We start from the raw sequence: 19,118 nt of genomic DNA, 5'->3' as shown, positions 1-19,118 counted from the left end.
TATCATGTGCAACAGACAAAAAAGTTAACACAATCCGATATAATAATTGCCGTTATGAGTGGTCCTTTTTTACAGCGTGGTGAGCCCGCACTCATTTCCAAATGGTATCGCACTAAAATGGCCTTAGCAAACGGCGTAGACCTTGTTGTAGAGCTTCCATACGTCTTTGCAACACAAAAGGCTGAAACCTTCGCAAATGGTGCTATTTCCATTTTAAATGCCCTACGTGTTTCCGAAATTTGTTTCGGTAGTGAGGATGGACAAATCGAAAATTTTTATAATACCATCTCCATACAAAAAAACGAAGAAGAGACTTTTAACTGCATTGTAAAACAATTCATGGACGCTGGTAATAGTTATGCAAAAGCAACATCGGATGCTTTCTCACACATTTTAACATCTGAAAAAAACATAGATATGTCACAACCAAATAATATTTTAGGCTTCCAATATATGAAAGCAATTCTGTCACAAAATAGCTCTATACAAGCTCAAACTATAAAAAGATTTGCCTCTCATTATCATGATGAAACATTTAATGACCAACATATTGCTAGCGCGACAAGCATCCGAAAACAACTCTTTAGCGAAGAAGGATCATTTACAACAATTGAACCTTTTCTCCCACAGGCAACCACTTCGCTTTTAGCAAATTACAAACAAAACTACGGGATATTACATAATTGGGAACAATACTTTTCATTTTTTAAATATAGACTCATGACGATGTCTCCAGGGGACTTACGACATATATATGAAATAGAAGAAGGTTTAGAGCATCGTATTTTATCAAAAATACAAAACAGTTCCTCCTTCTATTCATTCATGGAAGCATTAAAAACAAAACGTTATACATGGACTAGATTACAAAGAGCTTGTACACACATTTTAACAAACACAACAAAAGAGGATATACGTAGTGCAAATATAGAACAACACGCACCATATATTCGCCTGCTAGGCATGTCACAAAAAGGACAAACTTACCTTTCAAAAAATAAGAAAAAAATCGAACTTCCAATCCTTACTCATACAAAAACATTCGACCATGCCGCTTTAGATATAGAGAAAAAAGCAAACTCTGTATATTTCTCCATCATGCACGAACCGTTACGCACACAACTATTAAAACAGGATATAACACACCATCCTATTCGCTATGATGAAACAACTACAAAATTCCTATAAAAAACCTCTCTATTTCAGAGAGGTTTTTTCCTTATCCATCTTTTCTAAATATGTTAACGCATCATCCAGCGTATCCACTGGTACAATTTTCATTTTTGTTTTAATATCCTTTGCAGTCTCAAGTGCATCTTTATAGTTCGATTTCTCCGCACCTTTTTCATTTGGCGCAAAGAACACTTCAGCCCCAGCATCGCTAGCAGCCACCACTTTTTGATTTATACCACCAATCGGGCCCACTTCTCCTTTTTCATTAATTGTACCTGTTCCAGCTATTTCATGTCCTTTCGTTAAGTCTTCTTCCACAAGTTGATTATATATTTCTAATGTGAACATTAAACCTGCGGATGGTCCACCAATTTCATGAGAATTAATTTTCACTTTCGGATCGACCACCAATTCTCTTTCCGTAACGATAGAAACACCTATACCGACACGTCCATTCCCATTAGGAATCGTCTTTACATTTAAATTCTCTTTCAATTGTTTTCCATTTCTCATGTACTCAATACTTACAGCATCGTTTTCTTTTTTCCCTGTCATATATTCAATAAATTGCTCCGTCTTTTCAAACGTTTTTCCGTCAACAGCTATAATAACATCACCAAGCTTAAGCTTTCCTTCTGACGGCATTCCTTTTGCCACACCAGCAACTAATACACCTTTATTTTCAAAAGATACTGAGCGATTTGCACGTTTATATGCATTATAAATTGCTGCATTTTGTGAATCTTTCATCGCATAATTTTGGCGAAATTGATATTCTTCATCACTCTCACCTTTTTGCAATATTTCTTCCGCTTTCGAAATATGTGTATATTTATTAAACTGTGCCGCTATTAAATTCACCACATTTGCTGGTCCCATTGAAACCGTAACAAGCATAAAATCACCAGATTCTTTCGTTCCACCCTCAACTTGAACATAAGGCTCTAATTTGGCAGCCATTCCTGGTTTTGTTATATAATACGGTAAACGTACGTAAACAAGTAACATCGCCAATATAACCCCTATTAAGATTGCATATATAAACCGAAAACGCTTAAACATTATGTTTCTCCTTCCACTGCTCAATTAATAAATAAATATTTGAAATATGTTTTTCTGCTTCTACTTCTCCAACTCGAATAATGTCTTCAATGTTTGTAAAAGCACGTGAACTAAATTGCTCTACAGCTGGTCGCATCATTAAATCCGATGCAATTTGCCGATTCATTACAAGCTCATGCTGCATAATTTCAATACTTTGCATGATTACGTCATAAATGGACGTAACATCGCCATTTACCTTAATTGGAGATACATCAACAGCGATAACAATATCGGCCCCTAACTCTTTCACAACCGATACTGGGATGCGATCAATGACTCCACCATCCACTAATAATCTTCCATCTATTTTTTCTGGTACAAACACTCCAGGAACAGATATGCTAGCCCTCACCGCATCTGCAACTGGCCCACTTGTAAAAACCACTTTTTCCCCCTTCAATATGTCAGTAGCCACAACAGCCGTCGGGATATCTAACTCTTCTAAATTTTTATTATATGTAAACATTTTAATCATATCTTTGACACGTTTTCCAGCAATAAATCCCATTTTCGGTACCGTGAAATCTAAATAATACTTCCGCTTAAAAACAGATGCCAATTTATACAATCTTTCAACGTTACTACTTGCCGCATAAAACGTACCTATTAGCGCCCCCATACTACTTCCTGCAATCATGTGAATAGGGATACCCGCTTCCCTTAAAACCTTTATTACACCAATATGAGCAAACCCTTTCGCTCCTCCAGACCCAAGTGCTAAACCAATCTTTGGTTCTTTCATTTTTCTCACCCTTTAATTTTTTTCATTCCTTTTTCATACTTATGGTCTAAATTCACTACGTATCCACGTATACTGAAATGAACGTTTTTTGGGACAAAGGGGGATTTACTTACATGTATGAAAAATGGAAAACCGCTTTCCTTACCATATCAACGCTATTTTTAACCTTTTCTCTTGTACTCCACCCCCAAGCCGCTTTGCAAGCTTCTATTCGCGGGTTAAATATATGGTGGGAAGTTGTATTCCCTTCACTACTACCGTTTTTCATCATTGCGGAACTTCTAATTAGTATCGGTGTTGTAAAATTTATTGGCGTTATATTAGAACCACTCATGCGCCCACTTTTTCGCGTTCCAGGGATAGGCGGATTTGTTTGGGCGATGGGAATGGCTTCTGGTTTCCCTGCAGGCGCCAAATTAAGCGCTAGACTACGAAAAAGCAATCTTTTAACTCAGATTGAAGCGGAGCGCCTCGTTTCTTTCACAAATTCTTCTAATCCACTTTTTATTTTCGGTGCTGTGTCTATCGGTTTTTTTAATAATCCGAAATTAGGAATTATATTAGCCGCTGCCCATTATTTCAGTAACTTTGCTGTCGGATTAATTATGCGTTTTTACGGCGATAATACCGCTTACAAAATTAATACACACACTACAAAAAAACGTCGCTTTCAAAACCCTTTTTTAATCCTTCACGAGACACGCTTACAAGAAAAAAGACCAATTGGTAAATTACTTGGGGATGCCATTGTTTCTTCTATTCAAACATTACTTATGATTGGCGGATTTATTATTTTATTCTCTGTGTTAAATAAAATGATTACTGTATTTCACATTACAGCAGCTCTTTCTTTTATTATGCAACATATTTTATCATTCTTCCAACTAAGTACAGATTTTAGTATACCTATATTATCAGGTATTTTCGAAATGACACTCGGAAGCCAAATGATTAGTCAAATAAATGAAACACCGCTCTTACAACAAGCTATGGTAACAAGCTTCATTTTAGCATTTAGTGGTCTTTCTATTCAGGCACAAGTTGCTAGCATATTAGCTGAAACAGATATCCGATTTAAACCCTATTTTTTCGCACGAATTATTCAAAGTATTCTTGCCCCTATTTTTACATTTGTATTTTGGACACCATTTTATGAGAAAGTGAGTTCTTTCTCGCCTATGCCAAAAGATATTCCTGTATTTTTATCCGAGCATCCTTCTATACTACATGAAATTTGGACATCTTTTATACATTATGGACCAATTTTCACATTATTTTGTCTATACTTATATGTTATTTTATTATTTTTGCGCACATATAAAGAAAAACCCCGTTCACTTTAACGGGGTTTGAAACTTTTCTTTTAAAGCACGTTCTACAATAGGAGGTACAAGATCTACTACACTTCCTCCATACCTCGCAACTTCTTTTACAATACTCGAGCTTAAAAATGAATATTGATTGTTTGTCATAATAAAAAATGTTTCAATATTTTCATCTAATTTTCGATTCATAGAAGTAATTTGCATCTCATATTCAAAATCAGAAACTGCTCGTAAACCACGTAATATTGCATTTGCATTACGCATTTTTGCATACTCTACTAATAGCCCACTATGCGAATCTACTTTTACATTCGGGATATCCTTTGTCGCTTCTCGAATTAATTCTAATCGCTCTTCAACTGAAAAGAATGGTTTTTTTGATGAATTGTTTAAAACGACTACGTACACCTCATCAAATACTTTTGCTCCCCTTTTAATAATATCCAGATGCCCAAGGGTAATTGGATCAAAACTTCCTGAAGAAATAGCTATACTTGTCATTCTGTCCCCTCACCTTCATACTTATAAATCGATATTGCAGTAATCCCATAATTCTCAGCTCGTACTTTTACAAGCCTTCCTATTGAATTAGGTAAAACTACATCATTACCATGCTCTGCCATAATTAATCCATCACTATGTAGCAATCCATGTTGATCCATTATACTAATTAAAGATACAATTTTTTGCTCTTTATATGGAGGATCTATCAATATAAGATCGAATGACATTTCACGTTTTATTAGCGCCTTTACTGCACGTTCAGCATCATTTCGATATACTTCAGCTTGTTCCTGTACTCTACAACTTTCTAAATTTTGATGAATTACTTTTATCGCTTTACTATCCCGATCAACAAAAATTGCTTTATCAATCCCTCTGCTCAATGCCTCAATTCCAAGACCACCACTACCGCCAAATAAATCAAGGGCGATACCACCATCAAAATAAGGACCTATCATATTAAAAATAGATTCTTTTACTTTATCTGTCGTTGGACGTGTTGTATTACCAGGAACCGCTTTAAGTGGGTGTCCTTTACATTTTCCTGAAACTACTCTCATCTGTTGTCACTACCTTTATTTCAATCTATCGAGCGATTATAGAAAGCCATTCCCACTTCGGTAACCGTTAACAAACCACATTCACCTAACTATAGGAAAACTCGGCCTCAAATAACCTCTCGTTATTTTTATGTATTCATCTCATCATTCACTAATATGAACCCAATATGTATATTAGTTCCACTTTATCTTTTTTATCCTATCACAAAATAAAAAAAAGAAAAATAAAAAGCCCAACATAAAATTTAATTTCATTATGTATATCTTTATTTAGATTGGACATAAATAATTATAACAACATCACCTTCGATGTTGTTGCCAACCGCGGAGAAGACTTACGTTTCCCCATAAGTTCTTCCTCCGGTTTCTCCTCTCCCTTTGCCTTCTTACTAGTACATGCTAGTATAAGAAGGGCCCTGCTATGCAGGGTTTTTTTTCTTTGTGTGCTTTTCATTTAAAAAGTGAAATGGTACAGTAAAAGAAAGAGGAGGAAAAGATATGATTCAACGCTTTATAGAACTTGGAGAAGGCTACTCTGACTTATATGAATTACTTGAAATTGCCAAAACAAATCAAGAACGTATAGCACATATGTTACAATTTGAAACGATAAAAAACGATAAAAAAGTATGTTCGCTTGTTGTAATATTAAAACCAACTACTACTGGTGATTTCCAACCATTATACATATGTCGTGAAGGCATTCCTGTATTTGAAAATAAAAAAAGTAAACGTGTCATTTTATTTGAAGAAACGGCAGAACAACTCGGAAAAAAAGTGGCTACCTTTACTGTAAAACCATCTACAACTTTCCCAGAAAAAGAACTATTTTTTAATCATTTAATTGGTATTTTACGAATGAACAATTTCATTCCTCCGATGAAATAACACGTTATTTCAAGTGAAAAATCCCCAGCTAAATTTAGCCGGGGATTTTTTCTATTAGCTATAATCGTATTCTTTTGCTCGATCAGGACGGGAATTTTCAAATTCCGTTTTTAAATACGGGCGATACGACTGTTCTATCTTTTTCACAAAAGGAAGTTTGTTCAACTTATGCATCATATGCTCAATTTGTTCCATATCACAATATACTACAGCATATTTCAATCGTTTTGATATGTAATGTATGTTACCATATTTCCTTAAAATCTTGGCATGTTTCAATGAATGTAAATAAACAATCATACTTTGTCGTTGCCCGAACATAATCTTCTCCATCTTCTCCTTTTAAAAACATATATTTTATATTCTATGAAAACCAATCAGAAATTTATAACATTACAGGACAAACTCTGTATACGTTTTCTTCCAACTTCTAAAAAACGGGGCACATCACCCCGTTTTTTTACAACCACAACCTCCGCCAGTACCACAACCTCCACCACAGCCACCAGCATCAAAGAATGGATTTCCTGTTGGCACTTTAATGGAAGAAGACACTTCCGAACCGATTGCTACACTAACTTCGTCTAATAACTTCTGCAAAGCAGTTTCTGCTCTTTTAAAAGCTGCAACCTTATCATGTAAGTCCACAGAACGCTTTAATTCTCTCATTTTCATTGACACGGTAGTATAGTCAGGATGGTATTTTCCAAAACGCTGTACTTCCTCATACCGTTCTTTCATCGCTGTAAATTGCTGAATGAGCGTCTGAAGTTCCATATCTTCATGTAATTCTCTATAATACTTACGATAATCTTCTGCTATATCTGAACAGATAATCGCTTTTGCAAGCTGCTCTGCCTTATCTAATATTAATACGCTTTCTAGCGTCGCTACAATCATGAGAGACACCTCCGAGTATCCATCATACCACATTTAGATTAGAACTACTAATTGAAGTGACTTACTCAAAAGAAAGATATAATGAAACTATTTTTACACTATATCCGTACACACTTATACATTAATATGTTCCGCTATATTATATTTAAGAACATCCCACTTTCCACTATTTTGTTTCACATAACTAATACACGCATTTTTTAATGGTGTCTTAAATGTAATTTCATCTGGTTCAATGGCATGTAAAATCGCTTTTATCGCGTGTGAGTGAGCAACAATAATAATACGTTTGCCAAAATGAGTTGTCGCAACATCTTCTAAAGCAGCAAAGCAACGAGCTACAATCTCTTCATCTCGCTCCATACCTTCTACTTTACCTTCAGCAATCAACTCTCTAACAGCCGCAACCGGCTTCCCTGAAGCTTCTCCAAAATTCCGTTCAACAAATCGCTCATCTAATAAAATCGATTGTAATCCAACTGTCTTTGCAATTTCATTAGCCGTTTCTTGTGCTCTAATTAACGGGCTACTTATAATGATATCCCACGTTTCTTCTTGTAAAGCAGCTGCACTTTGACTCGCTTGCTTCTTACCAACTTCATTAAGCGGAATATCTTCTCGCCCCTGAATAATTTCTTGAAAATTCCAATCAGTTTGTCCATGTCGTACTAAACAAATTTCCGTCATGCTGCAACTCCTTTTTAAATAATCAACCTCTATTGTAACAAAAGTTCTGCATGACGGACATATTTTTCACTTCCAATTAGGTTGCATTTTGTTGCTTCATATACTGAAACATATCAATCATGATCGAAGCAACGGCCAATTGATTTTGAAACTTTTCCACTTTATCTGGTATTGTTTTTTTGAAATGTTGCATCGCCGCTAACTCAAAAGCCTCTTTTTCTTCAGGATTTCTTGTTAATTTTCTATACCAGTACGGTTGCTCTCTAATATAGCGAGATAAATCCTCATCAGCCTTTATAAACTCCATAATTTCTGCTCTCATCATCCTTCCCCCTAATCCTTTTGAAAGAAAAACGGGTTATTTTCTGAAGTACTTTGCTCTTGCTGCGTACGGTTACCTTGAAATTGCTGAATAACTTGTTGCACGCTCCCAATTGCACTCGTCACATTGGCTAAATGGTTCTGCATTTGTTCCACGTCCAACTTTTTAAAAAAAGAAAGCATTTGCCCCATCACATCAGCAGTTTTTTCCTCTTCAGTTCGATTATCTTTTTCTTTTTTATTTTCTTTTACCGAAGAAAACGCAGGCGCTCCATCCGGTCTATAAGTTGCCCATATTGGATCTTCTTCACCAAGTAAGTACCATTCTTCATAAAATTGTTGCCATGTTTTATGACCACTTCTAACCTCATGAACCATTTTAGGGTGATGGTTTACAAATTCTTTAAACTGTTGAACCGATGGATGTAACGGTCCTTTTGTTGTTGGCATAATCCTCACCTCTCCATGTATATCTACTATATAGTAAGAAAAAAAAGGCGCATGGTTCGCCTATTTTTAGACGATTCATGCACCTTTTTTTCTGCTATTTGCATACGGTCAGATTCCCACCTACAATTCAGTGAATACGAAGTAACTAATTTGGTGATGTTAACACCCCACCGCTTACAATTTCACTTTATTTTCGAATAAAGTTTTGTGTATAAAATTTATCGTATACACCAACACCTAATCCTGTAAATTGTTCATTTAATAAATTCTTTCTATGCCCCTCACTATTTAACCAACCTTGCACTGCCGCAATTCCATCACTATGTTGCGCCGCTATGTTCTCACCAGCAAGTTGAAATCCTACTTTCCCGCGCTGCAAACGATCTCCTAGTGTACCTAATGTAGGTGAGTCATGAGAAAAATAATTATTGTCTTTCATATCTTTACTGTGACCAACAGCAACATCTGCTGTTTCCTGATCCCATGTTAATAATGGTAATTTATGACGACTTCGAATGATATTTGTTAAATCAAAAATTTGTTGCATATTCCCATTTTCTACTTGTTTTATTTTTTCTGGAGTCAATGGTTGTTCTGCTATTAATTCACCTGAATAAACGAGCTGATACGGTCTTTGGCGTAATAAAGTTTCATCATCCATATAACGAACACCAACAAGCTCATGTGTAAATTGATCAAAATACAATTGCGCCCATCCATCTTCTACAGGTATTAACGGTTGTTCCATGACTTCGGTATCAGATAGCTCAAATTGATAACTATTTTTCCCTCTTTTTAATGAAATTTCATGCGAAAGCGGACTTTTTTTATATACTTCTTCATATTTTTCATTTATATAATAAGGTGGAACCTTAACTTGTTCACCAGCTGCGTATGCCGTTACAACTTTACGTTCAGAAACTCCAAATTGAACATACTGAGTTAAATCCTGGTTGTATACCCACCATTCATATCCGTATGCAGATGGCTCTATTCGAGAGGGTTCTCCCCACTTCGCTAATAAGTTTTCAGAGTCTTCACCAATCATATTTAAAACAGTGTCTGAGGAGTCTTCCTTAATTTGCTTTTTCTTTTTCACAATTTTATTTTCTTGCTTTGATTGAGATGGGGTTAATATATATTGTGAAACGAGTAATTTCCCGTATAAATCAACAGCTAAAATTAAAAATGTAATCATTACGATACGCAATAATTTCTTCAAACGATATACCTCCTGAACAAAACATAAAATTGAGATATACACAAATCCTTTTCTTTCTTTTTGTGTGTACCGTACTCTTTTCACTATATCATATTTTTGTGAAAAAAGTCTGGATTATCCCTTTTCTCTCAATATGAATTGCACTTTCTTATTATTCATACTATTATAAAAATAATGGTGTAACATTAAAAAAGGAGGTATTATATGCAATTTACAAATACGAAATTTAATGGAGCCGTCGTTGAATTAACTCTTTTAACTGAAATCATGGAAAACAACCACTTCGTACTTGCCGGACAGTGGGATTATGAGCGAGTTACATACGATTATAAATTTGAAATATTAAAGGATGTTTATTATTTACGAGTGCAAGGAGTTGCTGTTGAAGGTGACATTGGCAGTAGACACGCTGAAGTAAAACTACTTCCCCCCTTATTAGGAAAACATTATTATCCTCACGGCGTTGAATATGGTGATGATGAGACTTTCCCAACGAATGTACTTCAAAAAAGCGAACAACTCCTACAAAATGTCGAAAAAGAGTTAAAAGAATTTCAAATTATTGATTAACAAAAACAAGCGCATCAATATGATGCGCTTGTTTTATTTCCCTTCCCTAAGAATGAATCGTTTTTTTTACTGGATATCCATAAATAGATCCATCTTTTACTTTAATCTCATCTTCCCAAGGAACCTTATATTTACCTTCAGCTAAATCTTTTACAAACGTATATGGATTTTCTTTCACCCCACCAGGAGTTGCTACATATCCTCTTGAACCTAGATTATATATATTATTTTCCAATCCCCATCCTAATCTAGCCTGATCTGCTAGTTCTGGATATACTTCAGCAGTAACAATCTCCCAAGGATTTCGATGTCCCTGTACTAAAGTAGTCCCATCAAAATTACATACTTGTCCTTCACCAAAGTAATAAAATACGCCATCATAACCCGCTAAGTTTACCGACAATGTATACATTAAATTCTGCCATGCATTTGAACGATTGGTTAGCATCCATTGTTCACTAACTTGTGTACTATATCCAGAAATACGAATTAAGACATTTGCACCTTTATAGGCCGCTTCACGAGCTACTTCAGGGAACATGCCATCATGACAAATACAAACAGCTAATTTACTTCCTCCAGGTCCATCACAAACAGGTAAGCCTAAATCTCCAGCTTTCCAAGGCTCGACTGGCACCCAAGGATTTAGCTTACGATACTTCAAAATCATTTCACCTTGTGGATCAATAATAACTGCTGTATTATATGGCTCTCCACCATCAGGATTTTTCTCCATTATTGAAAAAACACCATATACTTTAGATTCTTTACATGTCTCAGCAAATAAGTCTGTTTCTGGCCCAGGCACTGTGCATAAAAATTCTTCTGTAGTCCATTTTTTTGTATTGAGCCCTTGTGTACTATATTCAGGAAATACTATCAATTCTAAACCAGGGTAACCTGATTTGGTCGAATGAATTGTTTTTATGATTTGTTGAATTTGTTTATCAATGTCTGCACGCGATTCTACTACTGGTACTGGATATTGAATTAGTGCTGTCAAAAAACCACTAATCGGCTTTACCATACTTCCACTACTACCCATTTAAACTCCCCCTTAAAATAGTTCGTGTTTATTAAAGATAACAATATATATTTGTAACTCTCTAAAAACCTTGCACTACATATGGAATTATTACGCATGAAAGCTAGTAGTAAATTTTATCTCCACTTTTAGTACACGCCTACACTAACTTAACACAAAAAGTTAGAAAATTCAATCTTTTTTAAAGTAGCTAAAACTAAAAAGAAAAAGCGCATGGAATCCCATACACTTTTTTACTTAGTCTGTAAATACGGCGGCAATTGTTGCAACTGCTCCTTATCCTTTTCACGTTCTCTACGTGCCCACCTAAAGAATACATAGCCTATAATTGTACCGTACACTATTTCCTGGACAATTTTCATTATGATACCACCAGTTTGCTGGTCTTGTACGACTGGCATCCAGTGCAAAAATTCTGGTCCCGTTATATTTAAATCTGATAAAGTGCCAGCTGGTACACATAGTTCCATCGCTTTCATCCAAGCAGCCGGATCCGTATACGTTGCAAATAACGGGGCTGTCGCAAAAATGATTAACGCACAAGCAGGCGTTAATAATATGCCATTAGCAAACATATAACCAAGTTTCTTTATATCACTTAATGTTTGATATTCTGGTAATGGATTTAACATCGGCCACCACATCATGATTGCTGTAAAAAACAATATAGCGAGACAAATAGGATGAGCTATTTGACTTTGTTTTACCGTATCAAAAACAACTGGTAAATGATAAAAAGAAAACAGGCCGTTAAATACAAATAACGCAATAAGTGGTTTAGCAAATACCTTTAATATAATTTGAACAAACTTAAAAGAAGTAATGTAACGATATAACCAAATTGGTATACCAAGCAACAGTAACGGTGGAACTGCAATATACATGACTGCCATTTCAAACATATGAGCACTAAATATAATATGGCCAATTAAATCAATAGGCCCTCCCTTTACAAAATACAAAAGAACAATACCAGTCGTAAAATAAAAAATTTGCTTCTTACTTACCTTCGTCGCATTTTCAAATCGCATTCTATATGGCCCAATAATTAAGAAGTACCCAATAAGAATCGAAAGCATAAATAATAAAAAGATTGGACTCCATAAAGCCTGAAAACCAAATATCCACAAGTTACTCATTTTCACACCTACCTTCGTAAGGTTATCTCATAATATGAAGAGGGAGCTGTGACAACACAAGCTCCCTTATTTTTCACTTTTCAAATCCACACGATTGTCATAAAAGCTAAAATTGTAATTAACCCTATTAGCAGACCAGAGTAAAGAAAGAAACTTGCTGCTTCATGTCCTTTATGACTCATATGCATAAAATAATACAATTGAAAAATTACTTGTACCACTGCTAATAGTAAAATAAACGGTACAGAGAAAATCGGACTAAAAGTTTTTGGATACGCCACCGCTACAAATGCAACTAATGTTAAAAAAATCATTAATGCAAACGTAATAACTTGATGCCTCATTTCCTCCGCACTTTTTCTCTTCCGATAAACAAGATCAACTTTAGGATTATTCGTTTGCTTTATCGCCATTGTTTATCCCACCATTCCCATTAAATATACTACAGTGAAAATAAACACCCAAACTACGTCAATAAAGTGCCAATAAATCGATGCAACATAAAACTTCGGTGCATTGTATAAATTTAGACCTCTCTTCGCATTTCTAAAGATTAATGTTAGAATCCAACATAACCCAAACAATACGTGGAGTCCATGTGTACCAACAAGAGCATAAAACGCAGAGCCAAACGCACTACTTCTCATAGTATGCTTAAATTCATGTGTATAATGATAAAACTCATATATCTCAAACCCTAAAAACCCTAAACCTAGCAATACTGTTACTAGTAACCAAAGCTGCATTTTCTTAAAGTTAAAGTTTTTCATGTGATACATCGCATATACACTCGTTAAGCTACTCGTTAATAAAAGCATCGTCATAATGAAAACGAGTGGCATTTGGAACATCTCTTGAGATGTTGGTCCACCATTTGTAGAATTCTTTAACGCTAAATATGTTCCGAATAAGGAAGCGAACAACACTGTTTCGCCTCCAAGAAATAACCAAAAACCGACAAACTTATTTTTCCCTTCAAGGGTTGCTTTTTCAGGCTCTGCTGGAAATGTTTCATTCGTTAATTTTTCATCTACATGCATTATGCCTTGCCCCCCTTATCCTCTAAATCTTCTTTATGAATATGATACCCATGATCATCAATTACTGAACGTAGGAACATTGCGCCAAATGTAATGATTAAACCAATAATTGCTACTAATAACCAGAACTTATCTTTTCCGCCCTGCATATACATCGCACCAAATGCCGCTATAAACAATCCGAAAGAAATGACAAATGGTGAAAACGAAGGATTTGGCATATGAATATCACCAACTGGTTCCGCTGCTGTCATCTCTTTATTACCTTCACGTTTTTCAATCCAAAACGGATCTAATCCGCGAACAAATGGTAATTGTTTAAAGTTATATTCTGGTGTCGGTGCTGGCATTGTCCATTCTAATGTACGTGCATCCCACGGATCACGACCAGCTTTTTCTTTTGATACTGTCGTTTTAATTACATTGAATAGAAGAACAATCGTTCCAAGAGCCATAAACACCGCTCCGATGGAACTAATCATATTCCCCATTTCCAACCCTTGCCCTTCAAGATATGTGTAGTAACGGCGTGGCATACCAATCAAGCCAAGGAAATGCTGAATAAAGAACGTTAAATGGAAGCCGATAAAGAATAGCCAAAACGTTATCTTTCCTAATGTTTCATTTAATACTTTATTAAACATCAGTGGCCAATAATAATGGGCCCCTGCAAGTAAACCAAATACAACACCGCCAACGATTACATAATGAAAATGCGCTACTACGAAATAGTTATCATGAAATTGATAATCAGCTGGTGCAGATGCTAGCATAACCCCTGTAACTCCACCCATTACGAATGATGGAATGAAAGCTACTGCCCACATCATTGGTGTCGTAAAACGAATACTTCCGCCCCACATTGTAAAGAGCCAGTTGAATATTTTGATACCAGTCGGAACCGCAATCGCCATTGTTGCGACCGAGAAAATAGCATTAGCAACTGGACCAAGTCCAACAGTAAACATATGGTGCGCCCATACCATAAATCCTAAAAATCCAATTAATACAGTCGCAAACACCATCGATGAATAACCAAACAATCGTTTTTTCGAAAATGTTGCGAAGATTTCTGAGAATATTCCGAAAGCTGGGAGTATAAGAATGTATACTTCTGGATGACCGAAAATCCAGAATAAATGCTCCCATATAATTGTATTCCCGCCCAATGCCGGATTAAAGAAACTTGTTCCAAATAAACGATCTAACATTAAAAGTCCTAATCCTACAGTTAACGGCGGAAAAGCGAATAATATAAGCGAAGATGTTACAAATGTCGTCCATGTAAACATCGGCATACGCATGTACGTCATTCCTGGCGCCCGCATATTAATAATGGTTACAAGGAAGTTAATACCTCCAATTAATGTACCAATACCTGAGATTTGCAAGCCGAGTACATAGAAATCAACACCATGACCTTTAGAGGCTAAAGCTAAAGATGCATAAGATGTCCATCCTGCATCAGGTGCTCCACCTAAAAACCAACTTAAATTTAAAAATACTCCACCAAAGAAAAATAACCAAAATCCGAGTGAATTCAAAAACGGGAACGCTACATCACGTGCACCAATTTGAAGTGGTACAGCGGCGTTCATAAATGCAAACACGAGTGGCATAGCTGCGAGGAAAATCATTGTTGTACCGTGCATCGTTAATACTTGATTATAAGCATCCCCAACAAGAAAAGCGTTGTTAGGAATCGCTAATTGAAGGCGAATAAATAGAGCTTCTATTCCGCCTATTACAAAAAACAATCCACCTGCAATTAAATAGAGAATGGCAATCTTTTTATGGTCTACTGTCGTTAAATAATCCCATATGACAGCACCCATCCCCTGTTTTTTTGCTACAGAACTCACGTTTTCAACCTCCCCTTCGCGAATAATCCCTCTTTACTTTTCAACTTTCAACGTTTGTAAGTATGCATTTAATGCATCAATTTGATCATCCGTTAAGTTGCCATATTTGCCAGTCATTTTGTTTCCTGGCTTCATATTTTCAGGATCTTTCAGCCATTTTTTTAAGTTTTCTTCATTGTTTTCGGCAATACCGGCAACCATATCGCGATCCGCAAAGTTTGCTAAGTTTGGTGCGATACGAGCGGAAGGTGGTCTACTATCATTAGATCCAACTGCGTGACAACCAATACAGCTTTTATTAAATATTTCTTGGCCCTCTTGCGCCTTTGTTGAAGCTACTTCTTTCTTCCCATCAATCTTCTTCATATCAGCAAGCCATTTTTTGTACTCGCTTTCATCTAAAGCTTTCACTTTAAATTGCATTAAAGAATGTGATGGGCCGCAAAATTCTGTACAAAAACCATTATAAGTGCCCGATTTATCTGCCTTTAACCACATTTTGTTCACATTGTCTGTATTTGTATCCATTTTCCCTGCTAAAGATGGAACCCAAAATGAGTGTTTAATATCGGCACCCTTCAAATTTAAATACACTTTCTTACCTGTGGGGATGACCAAATCTTGAGAAGTTACTATCTTTTCTGATTTATAAGAAAATTCCCACCAATAAAGATTCGCTGTTACATCAACAACGATAGTATCTTTATCAATATTCTTTTTCTCCATCGCACTTACATCAGCAAGTTTGAATGTATATGTAACTGTTGGAACAGCTAAGATTAGTAAAAGAATAATCGGAATAACTGTCCATATAATTTCTAGCTTGTGATTCCCTTCAACTTGCTCTGGAATATAATCTTCCTGACCTTTCTTTTGTCGGAAACGCACAATTACATATAAGAAAATAATAGTAACTACTAGTACTACTCCTACCATGATTGCACTCGCCAGTAGAAGTAAATCATATTGCATTTTTGCTACTTCTCCTTGCGGAATTAAAGTAGATTGAAAGGCTTTACCGCATCCCCCTAACAGTAAAGCCAGCAGTGAAACGAACGAAAGCAGTCGCCACTGTTTCTTCATACAAACAACCCCCACTTTCCTTGTGAATTAGATTGTACTTTATAGTTAAGTAAAGTAAATCTCAACGTAAAGAAATCCAATTATGTCGTTGTCTTAGAAGAATGTAACTACAATCATTGATACAAATAAGATTGTTAAATAATTTAGGGAATAAACAAACATTTGCACGGACCATTTGATGTCATCTTTCTTACGGAAGCCATAAAATCCTAAAACGATCCATCCGATGTTAAGCAGTGTTGCAATTACCATAAATGTTATCCCTAGTCCACTCATATAAAATGGTAGTGGTAATAAACATACTGTCCAAATCATAATTTGGCGTTTCGTAATTTCAAATCCATGAACTACAGGAAGCATTGGAATTCCTGCATTTCGATATTCATCAACACGTTTCATTGCTAATGCAAGGAAATGTGGGATTTGCCAAATAAACATAATTAAAAATAACATCCAAGCAATTGGATGGCCTAAAGATGGATCGATTGCTGCCCATCCAATTAAAGGAGGAACTGCACCAGATATACTACCTACAACAGTATTTAGTGTATACTTTCTCTTTGTCCATAAACTATATAGAACAACATATGTGAAAGCACCAATAAATCCCATTAAGACTGCCATTGGTGTTGTTAATAATAAAAATACAAAACCAAGAAGTAATATGACTAGTCCAAATGTAAGTGCAAATCCTGGTTTATACTTTCCAGTAACCGTTGGACGGGTCTTTGTTCTTTCCATTAATGGATCGATGTCTCGATCAATGTAGTTGTTTAAACAACATACCCCTGCCATAACTAATCCAGAACCAACGATTGTAAAGAATAACTTATCCAGATTGTCCATTACACTTAATCCATTAAAGTGTAATGCCAACCAAAATCCTGTAAATACAGTAAGTGTATTTGAGTTTACAATCCCCATTTTAACGAGTGCTTTTAAATCTTGTAACCGAGTTGTTTCCGGTACACTTGTAACAGCGGACTCATCATGCAGCTCACTTGTTGCATGGTTCATCACTCTAACCCCCTCTTAAAACTTTCATCTTTCTTTTTGCGCATATTTCAAATGAAATAATTCGCTTCTATATAGCAATATTATTACAGTAGAAACATTGTTAACCCATTCTACTACTAATCTACGCTCATACTCCAATATATTAAATCATATTTCCCGAACATTTTGTGAAGAAAACATGAACTTTTTGTGTCGAATATAAAAAACTTCATTCTGACTTGTCCTTATCATAACATGATGTTACCTTCTATAATAAACTATTTTGTCCTATTTAACACGTATTCTCCCCATTTCTTTTCAAAATAGCCTGTTTTTCACCTAAAATTTTCCTTAGGAACCCTGTTTTTACACCTATTTTCTCCCCATTTCCTTCCTCCTCCATTTCTTTGCTATTTTATTATTTTTTATATATCATAGGAACTAGCGCGTTTTATTCTATACATAATGGAATGAAAATATTTCGCAATAACTTCATAGCAGAAAGATGGTGAAAGAGATTGCAACGCTTTATTAAATGGTTAGCAGTCATTACAAGCCTTGATTTATTAATAGTTTTATTAGGAGGCGCTTTAGTTACAAAAACAGGTTCTGGTCAAGGTTGTGGTAAATCATGGCCACTTTGTAACGGTGAATTTGTTCCATCTAATTTATCAATGGAAACTATTATTGAACTTAGCCACCGATTAACATCAGGATCAGCTGGAATTCTTGTCACTCTCCTTTGTATTTTGTCCTGGAAATATTATAAACATGTGCGTGAAACAAAAACGTTAGCAATTTTATCCTTCGTATTTTTAGTTGCACAAGCATTAATGGGAGCAGCAGCAGTTGTTTGGGGACAAATGCCAGCTGTACTTGCTATTCATTTTGGTATTTCCTTAATTTCATTTGCTTCTGTCATTTTATTAACGTGTCTTATCTTTGAAATTGACCAAAAGTTTGATGCACGTTCACTTATTATGGACAAAAAAATGAAATTCCATATCTATGGTGTAACAATTTACAGTTATATCGTCGTCTACACAGGCGCTTTAGTACGTCACGAACGAGCTAGCTTAGCCTGTCCAGACTTTCCTTTATGTAGCAAAAACAGACCTATGCCAACTCAACTACATGAATGGGTTCAAATGGGCCATAGAGTTGCAGCGATGTTAATTTTCGCTTGGATACTATACGCGATGATTCTCGCTATTCGCCATTACAAACAGCAACCTGTCGTATATTGGGGATGGATCATTTCATTTATCCTTGTTACACTTCAAGCTGTAGTAGGAGTTTTAGTTATATTTACAAACGCTAGTTTAGCAATGGCATTGTTACATTCTCTATTTATTTCTTGCTTGTTTGCCGTACTATGCTATTTAGTTATGTTAGGAACAAGAAGTAAAGTGAATGCAAAAGAAGCTGAATCAACTTCTAAACAAACAAAATAATATAAAACTAAAATCCCTTGCCAATTCGGCAAGGGATTTTTTTGCAATAAAAA

Annotated in this window: 22 protein-coding genes; 5 read left to right on the top strand and 17 right to left on the bottom strand. The window is 35.6% G+C overall.

From position 1 onward, the window contains the following. Positions 1–6 precede the first annotated feature (6 nt). Positions 7–1,188, top strand: coding sequence for a nucleotidyltransferase (locus M1D66_RS07830; protein WP_041184003.1), 1,182 nt, complete (start codon positions 7–9; stop codon positions 1,186–1,188). Between the two features lie 9 nt (positions 1,189–1,197). On the opposite strand, the gene M1D66_RS07825 is transcribed toward M1D66_RS07830, so the two are convergent. Both M1D66_RS07825 and M1D66_RS07820 read right to left on the bottom strand, forming a co-directional pair. Then, entirely contained in the window at positions 1,198–2,235 is a 1,038-nt protein-coding gene (locus tag M1D66_RS07825) for a SepM family pheromone-processing serine protease (protein WP_000476280.1), read from the bottom strand. Next, positions 2,228–3,019 carry a patatin-like phospholipase family protein gene (locus M1D66_RS07820; protein ID WP_000662588.1) on the bottom strand — a complete coding sequence of 264 codons (792 nt, stop codon included), beginning with the start codon at positions 3,017–3,019 and terminating at the stop codon, positions 2,228–2,230. The genes M1D66_RS07825 and M1D66_RS07820 overlap by 8 nt, the downstream gene beginning before the upstream one ends. A 113-nt stretch (positions 3,020–3,132) precedes the next feature. Here M1D66_RS07820 and ylbJ point away from each other — a divergent pair, with 113 nt between their 5' ends. Next, entirely contained in the window at positions 3,133–4,362 is a 1,230-nt protein-coding gene (ylbJ, locus tag M1D66_RS07815; RefSeq protein WP_000273082.1) for a sporulation integral membrane protein YlbJ, read from the top strand. Here the strand turns inward: ylbJ and coaD are convergent. Next, a complete protein-coding gene (gene coaD, locus M1D66_RS07810) occupies positions 4,354–4,845 on the bottom strand; it encodes a pantetheine-phosphate adenylyltransferase (RefSeq protein ID WP_000200601.1) in 492 nt (163 codons plus the stop codon). The genes ylbJ and coaD overlap by 9 nt on opposite strands. Further along, positions 4,842–5,408, bottom strand: coding sequence for a 16S rRNA (guanine(966)-N(2))-methyltransferase RsmD (gene rsmD / locus M1D66_RS07805; protein WP_001266978.1), 567 nt, complete (start codon positions 5,406–5,408; stop codon positions 4,842–4,844). Before rsmD ends, coaD begins: the two co-directional genes overlap by 4 nt. 498 nt (positions 5,409–5,906) lie before the next feature. Here rsmD and M1D66_RS07800 point away from each other — a divergent pair, with 498 nt between their 5' ends. Next, positions 5,907–6,296 (top strand): DUF7147 family protein, encoded by a 390-nt coding sequence (locus tag M1D66_RS07800; protein WP_000616017.1) that lies wholly within the window; start codon positions 5,907–5,909, stop codon positions 6,294–6,296. 54 nt (positions 6,297–6,350) lie between these two features. Here the strand turns inward: M1D66_RS07800 and M1D66_RS07795 are convergent, their stop codons facing one another. From M1D66_RS07795 to M1D66_RS07770, 6 genes are all read right to left on the bottom strand, one after another. After that, positions 6,351–6,617: a YlbG family protein gene (locus M1D66_RS07795; protein ID WP_002082261.1), complete on the bottom strand. Its 267-nt coding sequence runs from the start codon at positions 6,615–6,617 to the stop codon at positions 6,351–6,353. 126 nt (positions 6,618–6,743) lie between these two features. Next, the gene (locus tag M1D66_RS07790; protein WP_000634366.1) at positions 6,744–7,196 is read right to left on the bottom strand and encodes a YlbF/YmcA family competence regulator; all 453 of its coding nucleotides are present in this window, start codon (positions 7,194–7,196) and stop codon (positions 6,744–6,746) included. A 114-nt stretch (positions 7,197–7,310) separates the two neighbouring features. Further along, positions 7,311–7,883 (bottom strand): histidine phosphatase family protein, encoded by a 573-nt coding sequence (locus tag M1D66_RS07785; protein ID WP_000134946.1) that lies wholly within the window; start codon positions 7,881–7,883, stop codon positions 7,311–7,313. A gap of 76 nt (positions 7,884–7,959) precedes the next feature. Next, positions 7,960–8,205, bottom strand: coding sequence for a YlbE-like family protein (locus tag M1D66_RS07780; protein WP_001200990.1), 246 nt, complete (start codon positions 8,203–8,205; stop codon positions 7,960–7,962). An 11-nt stretch (positions 8,206–8,216) separates the two neighbouring features. Beyond that, positions 8,217–8,654 carry a YlbD family protein gene (locus tag M1D66_RS07775; protein ID WP_001143346.1) on the bottom strand — a complete coding sequence of 146 codons (438 nt, stop codon included), beginning with the start codon at positions 8,652–8,654 and terminating at the stop codon, positions 8,217–8,219. A 187-nt stretch (positions 8,655–8,841) separates the two neighbouring features. Continuing rightward, a complete protein-coding gene (locus tag M1D66_RS07770; protein WP_000735378.1) occupies positions 8,842–9,876 on the bottom strand; it encodes a CAP domain-containing protein in 1,035 nt (344 codons plus the stop codon). Between the two features lie 204 nt (positions 9,877–10,080). Here M1D66_RS07770 and M1D66_RS07765 point away from each other — a divergent pair, with 204 nt between their 5' ends. Next, positions 10,081–10,446 carry a YugN family protein gene (locus M1D66_RS07765; RefSeq protein WP_001160947.1) on the top strand — a complete coding sequence of 122 codons (366 nt, stop codon included), beginning with the start codon at positions 10,081–10,083 and terminating at the stop codon, positions 10,444–10,446. A 46-nt stretch (positions 10,447–10,492) separates the two neighbouring features. Here M1D66_RS07765 and M1D66_RS07760 read toward each other — a convergent pair whose 3' ends face one another. The 7 genes from M1D66_RS07760 to ctaB all read right to left on the bottom strand — a co-directional run bounded on the left by M1D66_RS07760 (position 10,493) and on the right by ctaB (position 17,632). Next, on the bottom strand, positions 10,493–11,491 hold the full coding sequence (locus M1D66_RS07760) for a formamidase (protein ID WP_242555094.1): 999 nt from the start codon (positions 11,489–11,491) through the stop codon (positions 10,493–10,495). 233 nt (positions 11,492–11,724) lie between these two features. Further along, positions 11,725–12,630: a cytochrome c oxidase assembly factor CtaG gene (gene ctaG / locus M1D66_RS07755; protein ID WP_000069026.1), complete on the bottom strand. Its 906-nt coding sequence runs from the start codon at positions 12,628–12,630 to the stop codon at positions 11,725–11,727. A gap of 80 nt (positions 12,631–12,710) precedes the next feature. Continuing rightward, the gene (gene ctaF, locus M1D66_RS07750) at positions 12,711–13,043 is read right to left on the bottom strand and encodes a cytochrome c oxidase subunit IVB (protein WP_000985706.1); all 333 of its coding nucleotides are present in this window, start codon (positions 13,041–13,043) and stop codon (positions 12,711–12,713) included. Positions 13,044–13,046: 3 nt separating this feature from the next. After that, positions 13,047–13,670, bottom strand: coding sequence for a cytochrome c oxidase subunit III (gene ctaE / locus M1D66_RS07745; RefSeq protein ID WP_000557861.1), 624 nt, complete (start codon positions 13,668–13,670; stop codon positions 13,047–13,049). Further along, complete coding sequence (gene ctaD, locus M1D66_RS07740; protein WP_153579316.1) at positions 13,670–15,505, bottom strand: cytochrome c oxidase subunit I; 1,836 nt, start codon at positions 15,503–15,505, stop codon at positions 13,670–13,672. The genes ctaE and ctaD overlap by 1 nt, the downstream gene beginning before the upstream one ends. A gap of 60 nt (positions 15,506–15,565) precedes the next feature. Continuing rightward, positions 15,566–16,615 carry a cytochrome c oxidase subunit II gene (coxB, locus tag M1D66_RS07735; RefSeq protein ID WP_000745268.1) on the bottom strand — a complete coding sequence of 350 codons (1,050 nt, stop codon included), beginning with the start codon at positions 16,613–16,615 and terminating at the stop codon, positions 15,566–15,568. Positions 16,616–16,708: 93 nt separating this feature from the next. Further along, positions 16,709–17,632 carry a protoheme IX farnesyltransferase gene (gene ctaB, locus M1D66_RS07730; RefSeq protein WP_001015058.1) on the bottom strand — a complete coding sequence of 308 codons (924 nt, stop codon included), beginning with the start codon at positions 17,630–17,632 and terminating at the stop codon, positions 16,709–16,711. Positions 17,633–18,129: 497 nt separating this feature from the next. On the opposite strand from ctaB, the gene ctaA reads away from it, so the two are divergent. Then, complete coding sequence (gene ctaA, locus M1D66_RS07725) at positions 18,130–19,065, top strand: heme A synthase (RefSeq protein ID WP_086386191.1); 936 nt, start codon at positions 18,130–18,132, stop codon at positions 19,063–19,065. Positions 19,066–19,118: the final 53 nt, after the last annotated feature.

It is taken from the genome of Bacillus sp. PK6-16, from assembly GCF_056530295.1.
Note: the sequence above shows the minus strand (reverse complement) of the source record. Positions and strands in the feature narration are given on the sequence as shown.

What these genes read in the sequence shown, in the direction of transcription:
- M1D66_RS07825 (WP_000476280.1), bottom strand. Translation starts at nt 2,235, where the DNA reads ATGTTTAAGCGTTTTCGGTTTATATATGCAATCTTAATAGGGGTTATA.
- M1D66_RS07820 (WP_000662588.1), bottom strand. Translation starts at nt 3,019, where the DNA reads ATGAAAGAACCAAAGATTGGTTTAGCACTTGGGTCTGGAGGAGCGAAA.
- ylbJ (WP_000273082.1), top strand. Translation starts at nt 3,133, where the DNA reads ATGTATGAAAAATGGAAAACCGCTTTCCTTACCATATCAACGCTATTT.
- coaD (WP_000200601.1), bottom strand. Translation starts at nt 4,845, where the DNA reads ATGACAAGTATAGCTATTTCTTCAGGAAGTTTTGATCCAATTACCCTT.
- rsmD (WP_001266978.1), bottom strand. Translation starts at nt 5,408, where the DNA reads ATGAGAGTAGTTTCAGGAAAATGTAAAGGACACCCACTTAAAGCGGTT.
- M1D66_RS07800 (WP_000616017.1), top strand. Translation starts at nt 5,907, where the DNA reads ATGATTCAACGCTTTATAGAACTTGGAGAAGGCTACTCTGACTTATAT.
- M1D66_RS07795 (WP_002082261.1), bottom strand. Translation starts at nt 6,617, where the DNA reads ATGTTCGGGCAACGACAAAGTATGATTGTTTATTTACATTCATTGAAA.
- M1D66_RS07790 (WP_000634366.1), bottom strand. Translation starts at nt 7,196, where the DNA reads ATGATTGTAGCGACGCTAGAAAGCGTATTAATATTAGATAAGGCAGAG.
- M1D66_RS07785 (WP_000134946.1), bottom strand. Translation starts at nt 7,883, where the DNA reads ATGACGGAAATTTGTTTAGTACGACATGGACAAACTGATTGGAATTTT.
- M1D66_RS07780 (WP_001200990.1), bottom strand. Translation starts at nt 8,205, where the DNA reads ATGAGAGCAGAAATTATGGAGTTTATAAAGGCTGATGAGGATTTATCT.
- M1D66_RS07775 (WP_001143346.1), bottom strand. Translation starts at nt 8,654, where the DNA reads ATGCCAACAACAAAAGGACCGTTACATCCATCGGTTCAACAGTTTAAA.
- M1D66_RS07765 (WP_001160947.1), top strand. Translation starts at nt 10,081, where the DNA reads ATGCAATTTACAAATACGAAATTTAATGGAGCCGTCGTTGAATTAACT.
- M1D66_RS07760 (WP_242555094.1), bottom strand. Translation starts at nt 11,491, where the DNA reads ATGGGTAGTAGTGGAAGTATGGTAAAGCCGATTAGTGGTTTTTTGACA.
- ctaG (WP_000069026.1), bottom strand. Translation starts at nt 12,630, where the DNA reads ATGAGTAACTTGTGGATATTTGGTTTTCAGGCTTTATGGAGTCCAATC.
- ctaF (WP_000985706.1), bottom strand. Translation starts at nt 13,043, where the DNA reads ATGGCGATAAAGCAAACGAATAATCCTAAAGTTGATCTTGTTTATCGG.
- ctaE (WP_000557861.1), bottom strand. Translation starts at nt 13,670, where the DNA reads ATGCATGTAGATGAAAAATTAACGAATGAAACATTTCCAGCAGAGCCT.
- ctaD (WP_153579316.1), bottom strand. Translation starts at nt 15,505, where the DNA reads ATGGGTGCTGTCATATGGGATTATTTAACGACAGTAGACCATAAAAAG.
- coxB (WP_000745268.1), bottom strand. Translation starts at nt 16,615, where the DNA reads ATGAAGAAACAGTGGCGACTGCTTTCGTTCGTTTCACTGCTGGCTTTA.
- ctaB (WP_001015058.1), bottom strand. Translation starts at nt 17,632, where the DNA reads ATGAACCATGCAACAAGTGAGCTGCATGATGAGTCCGCTGTTACAAGT.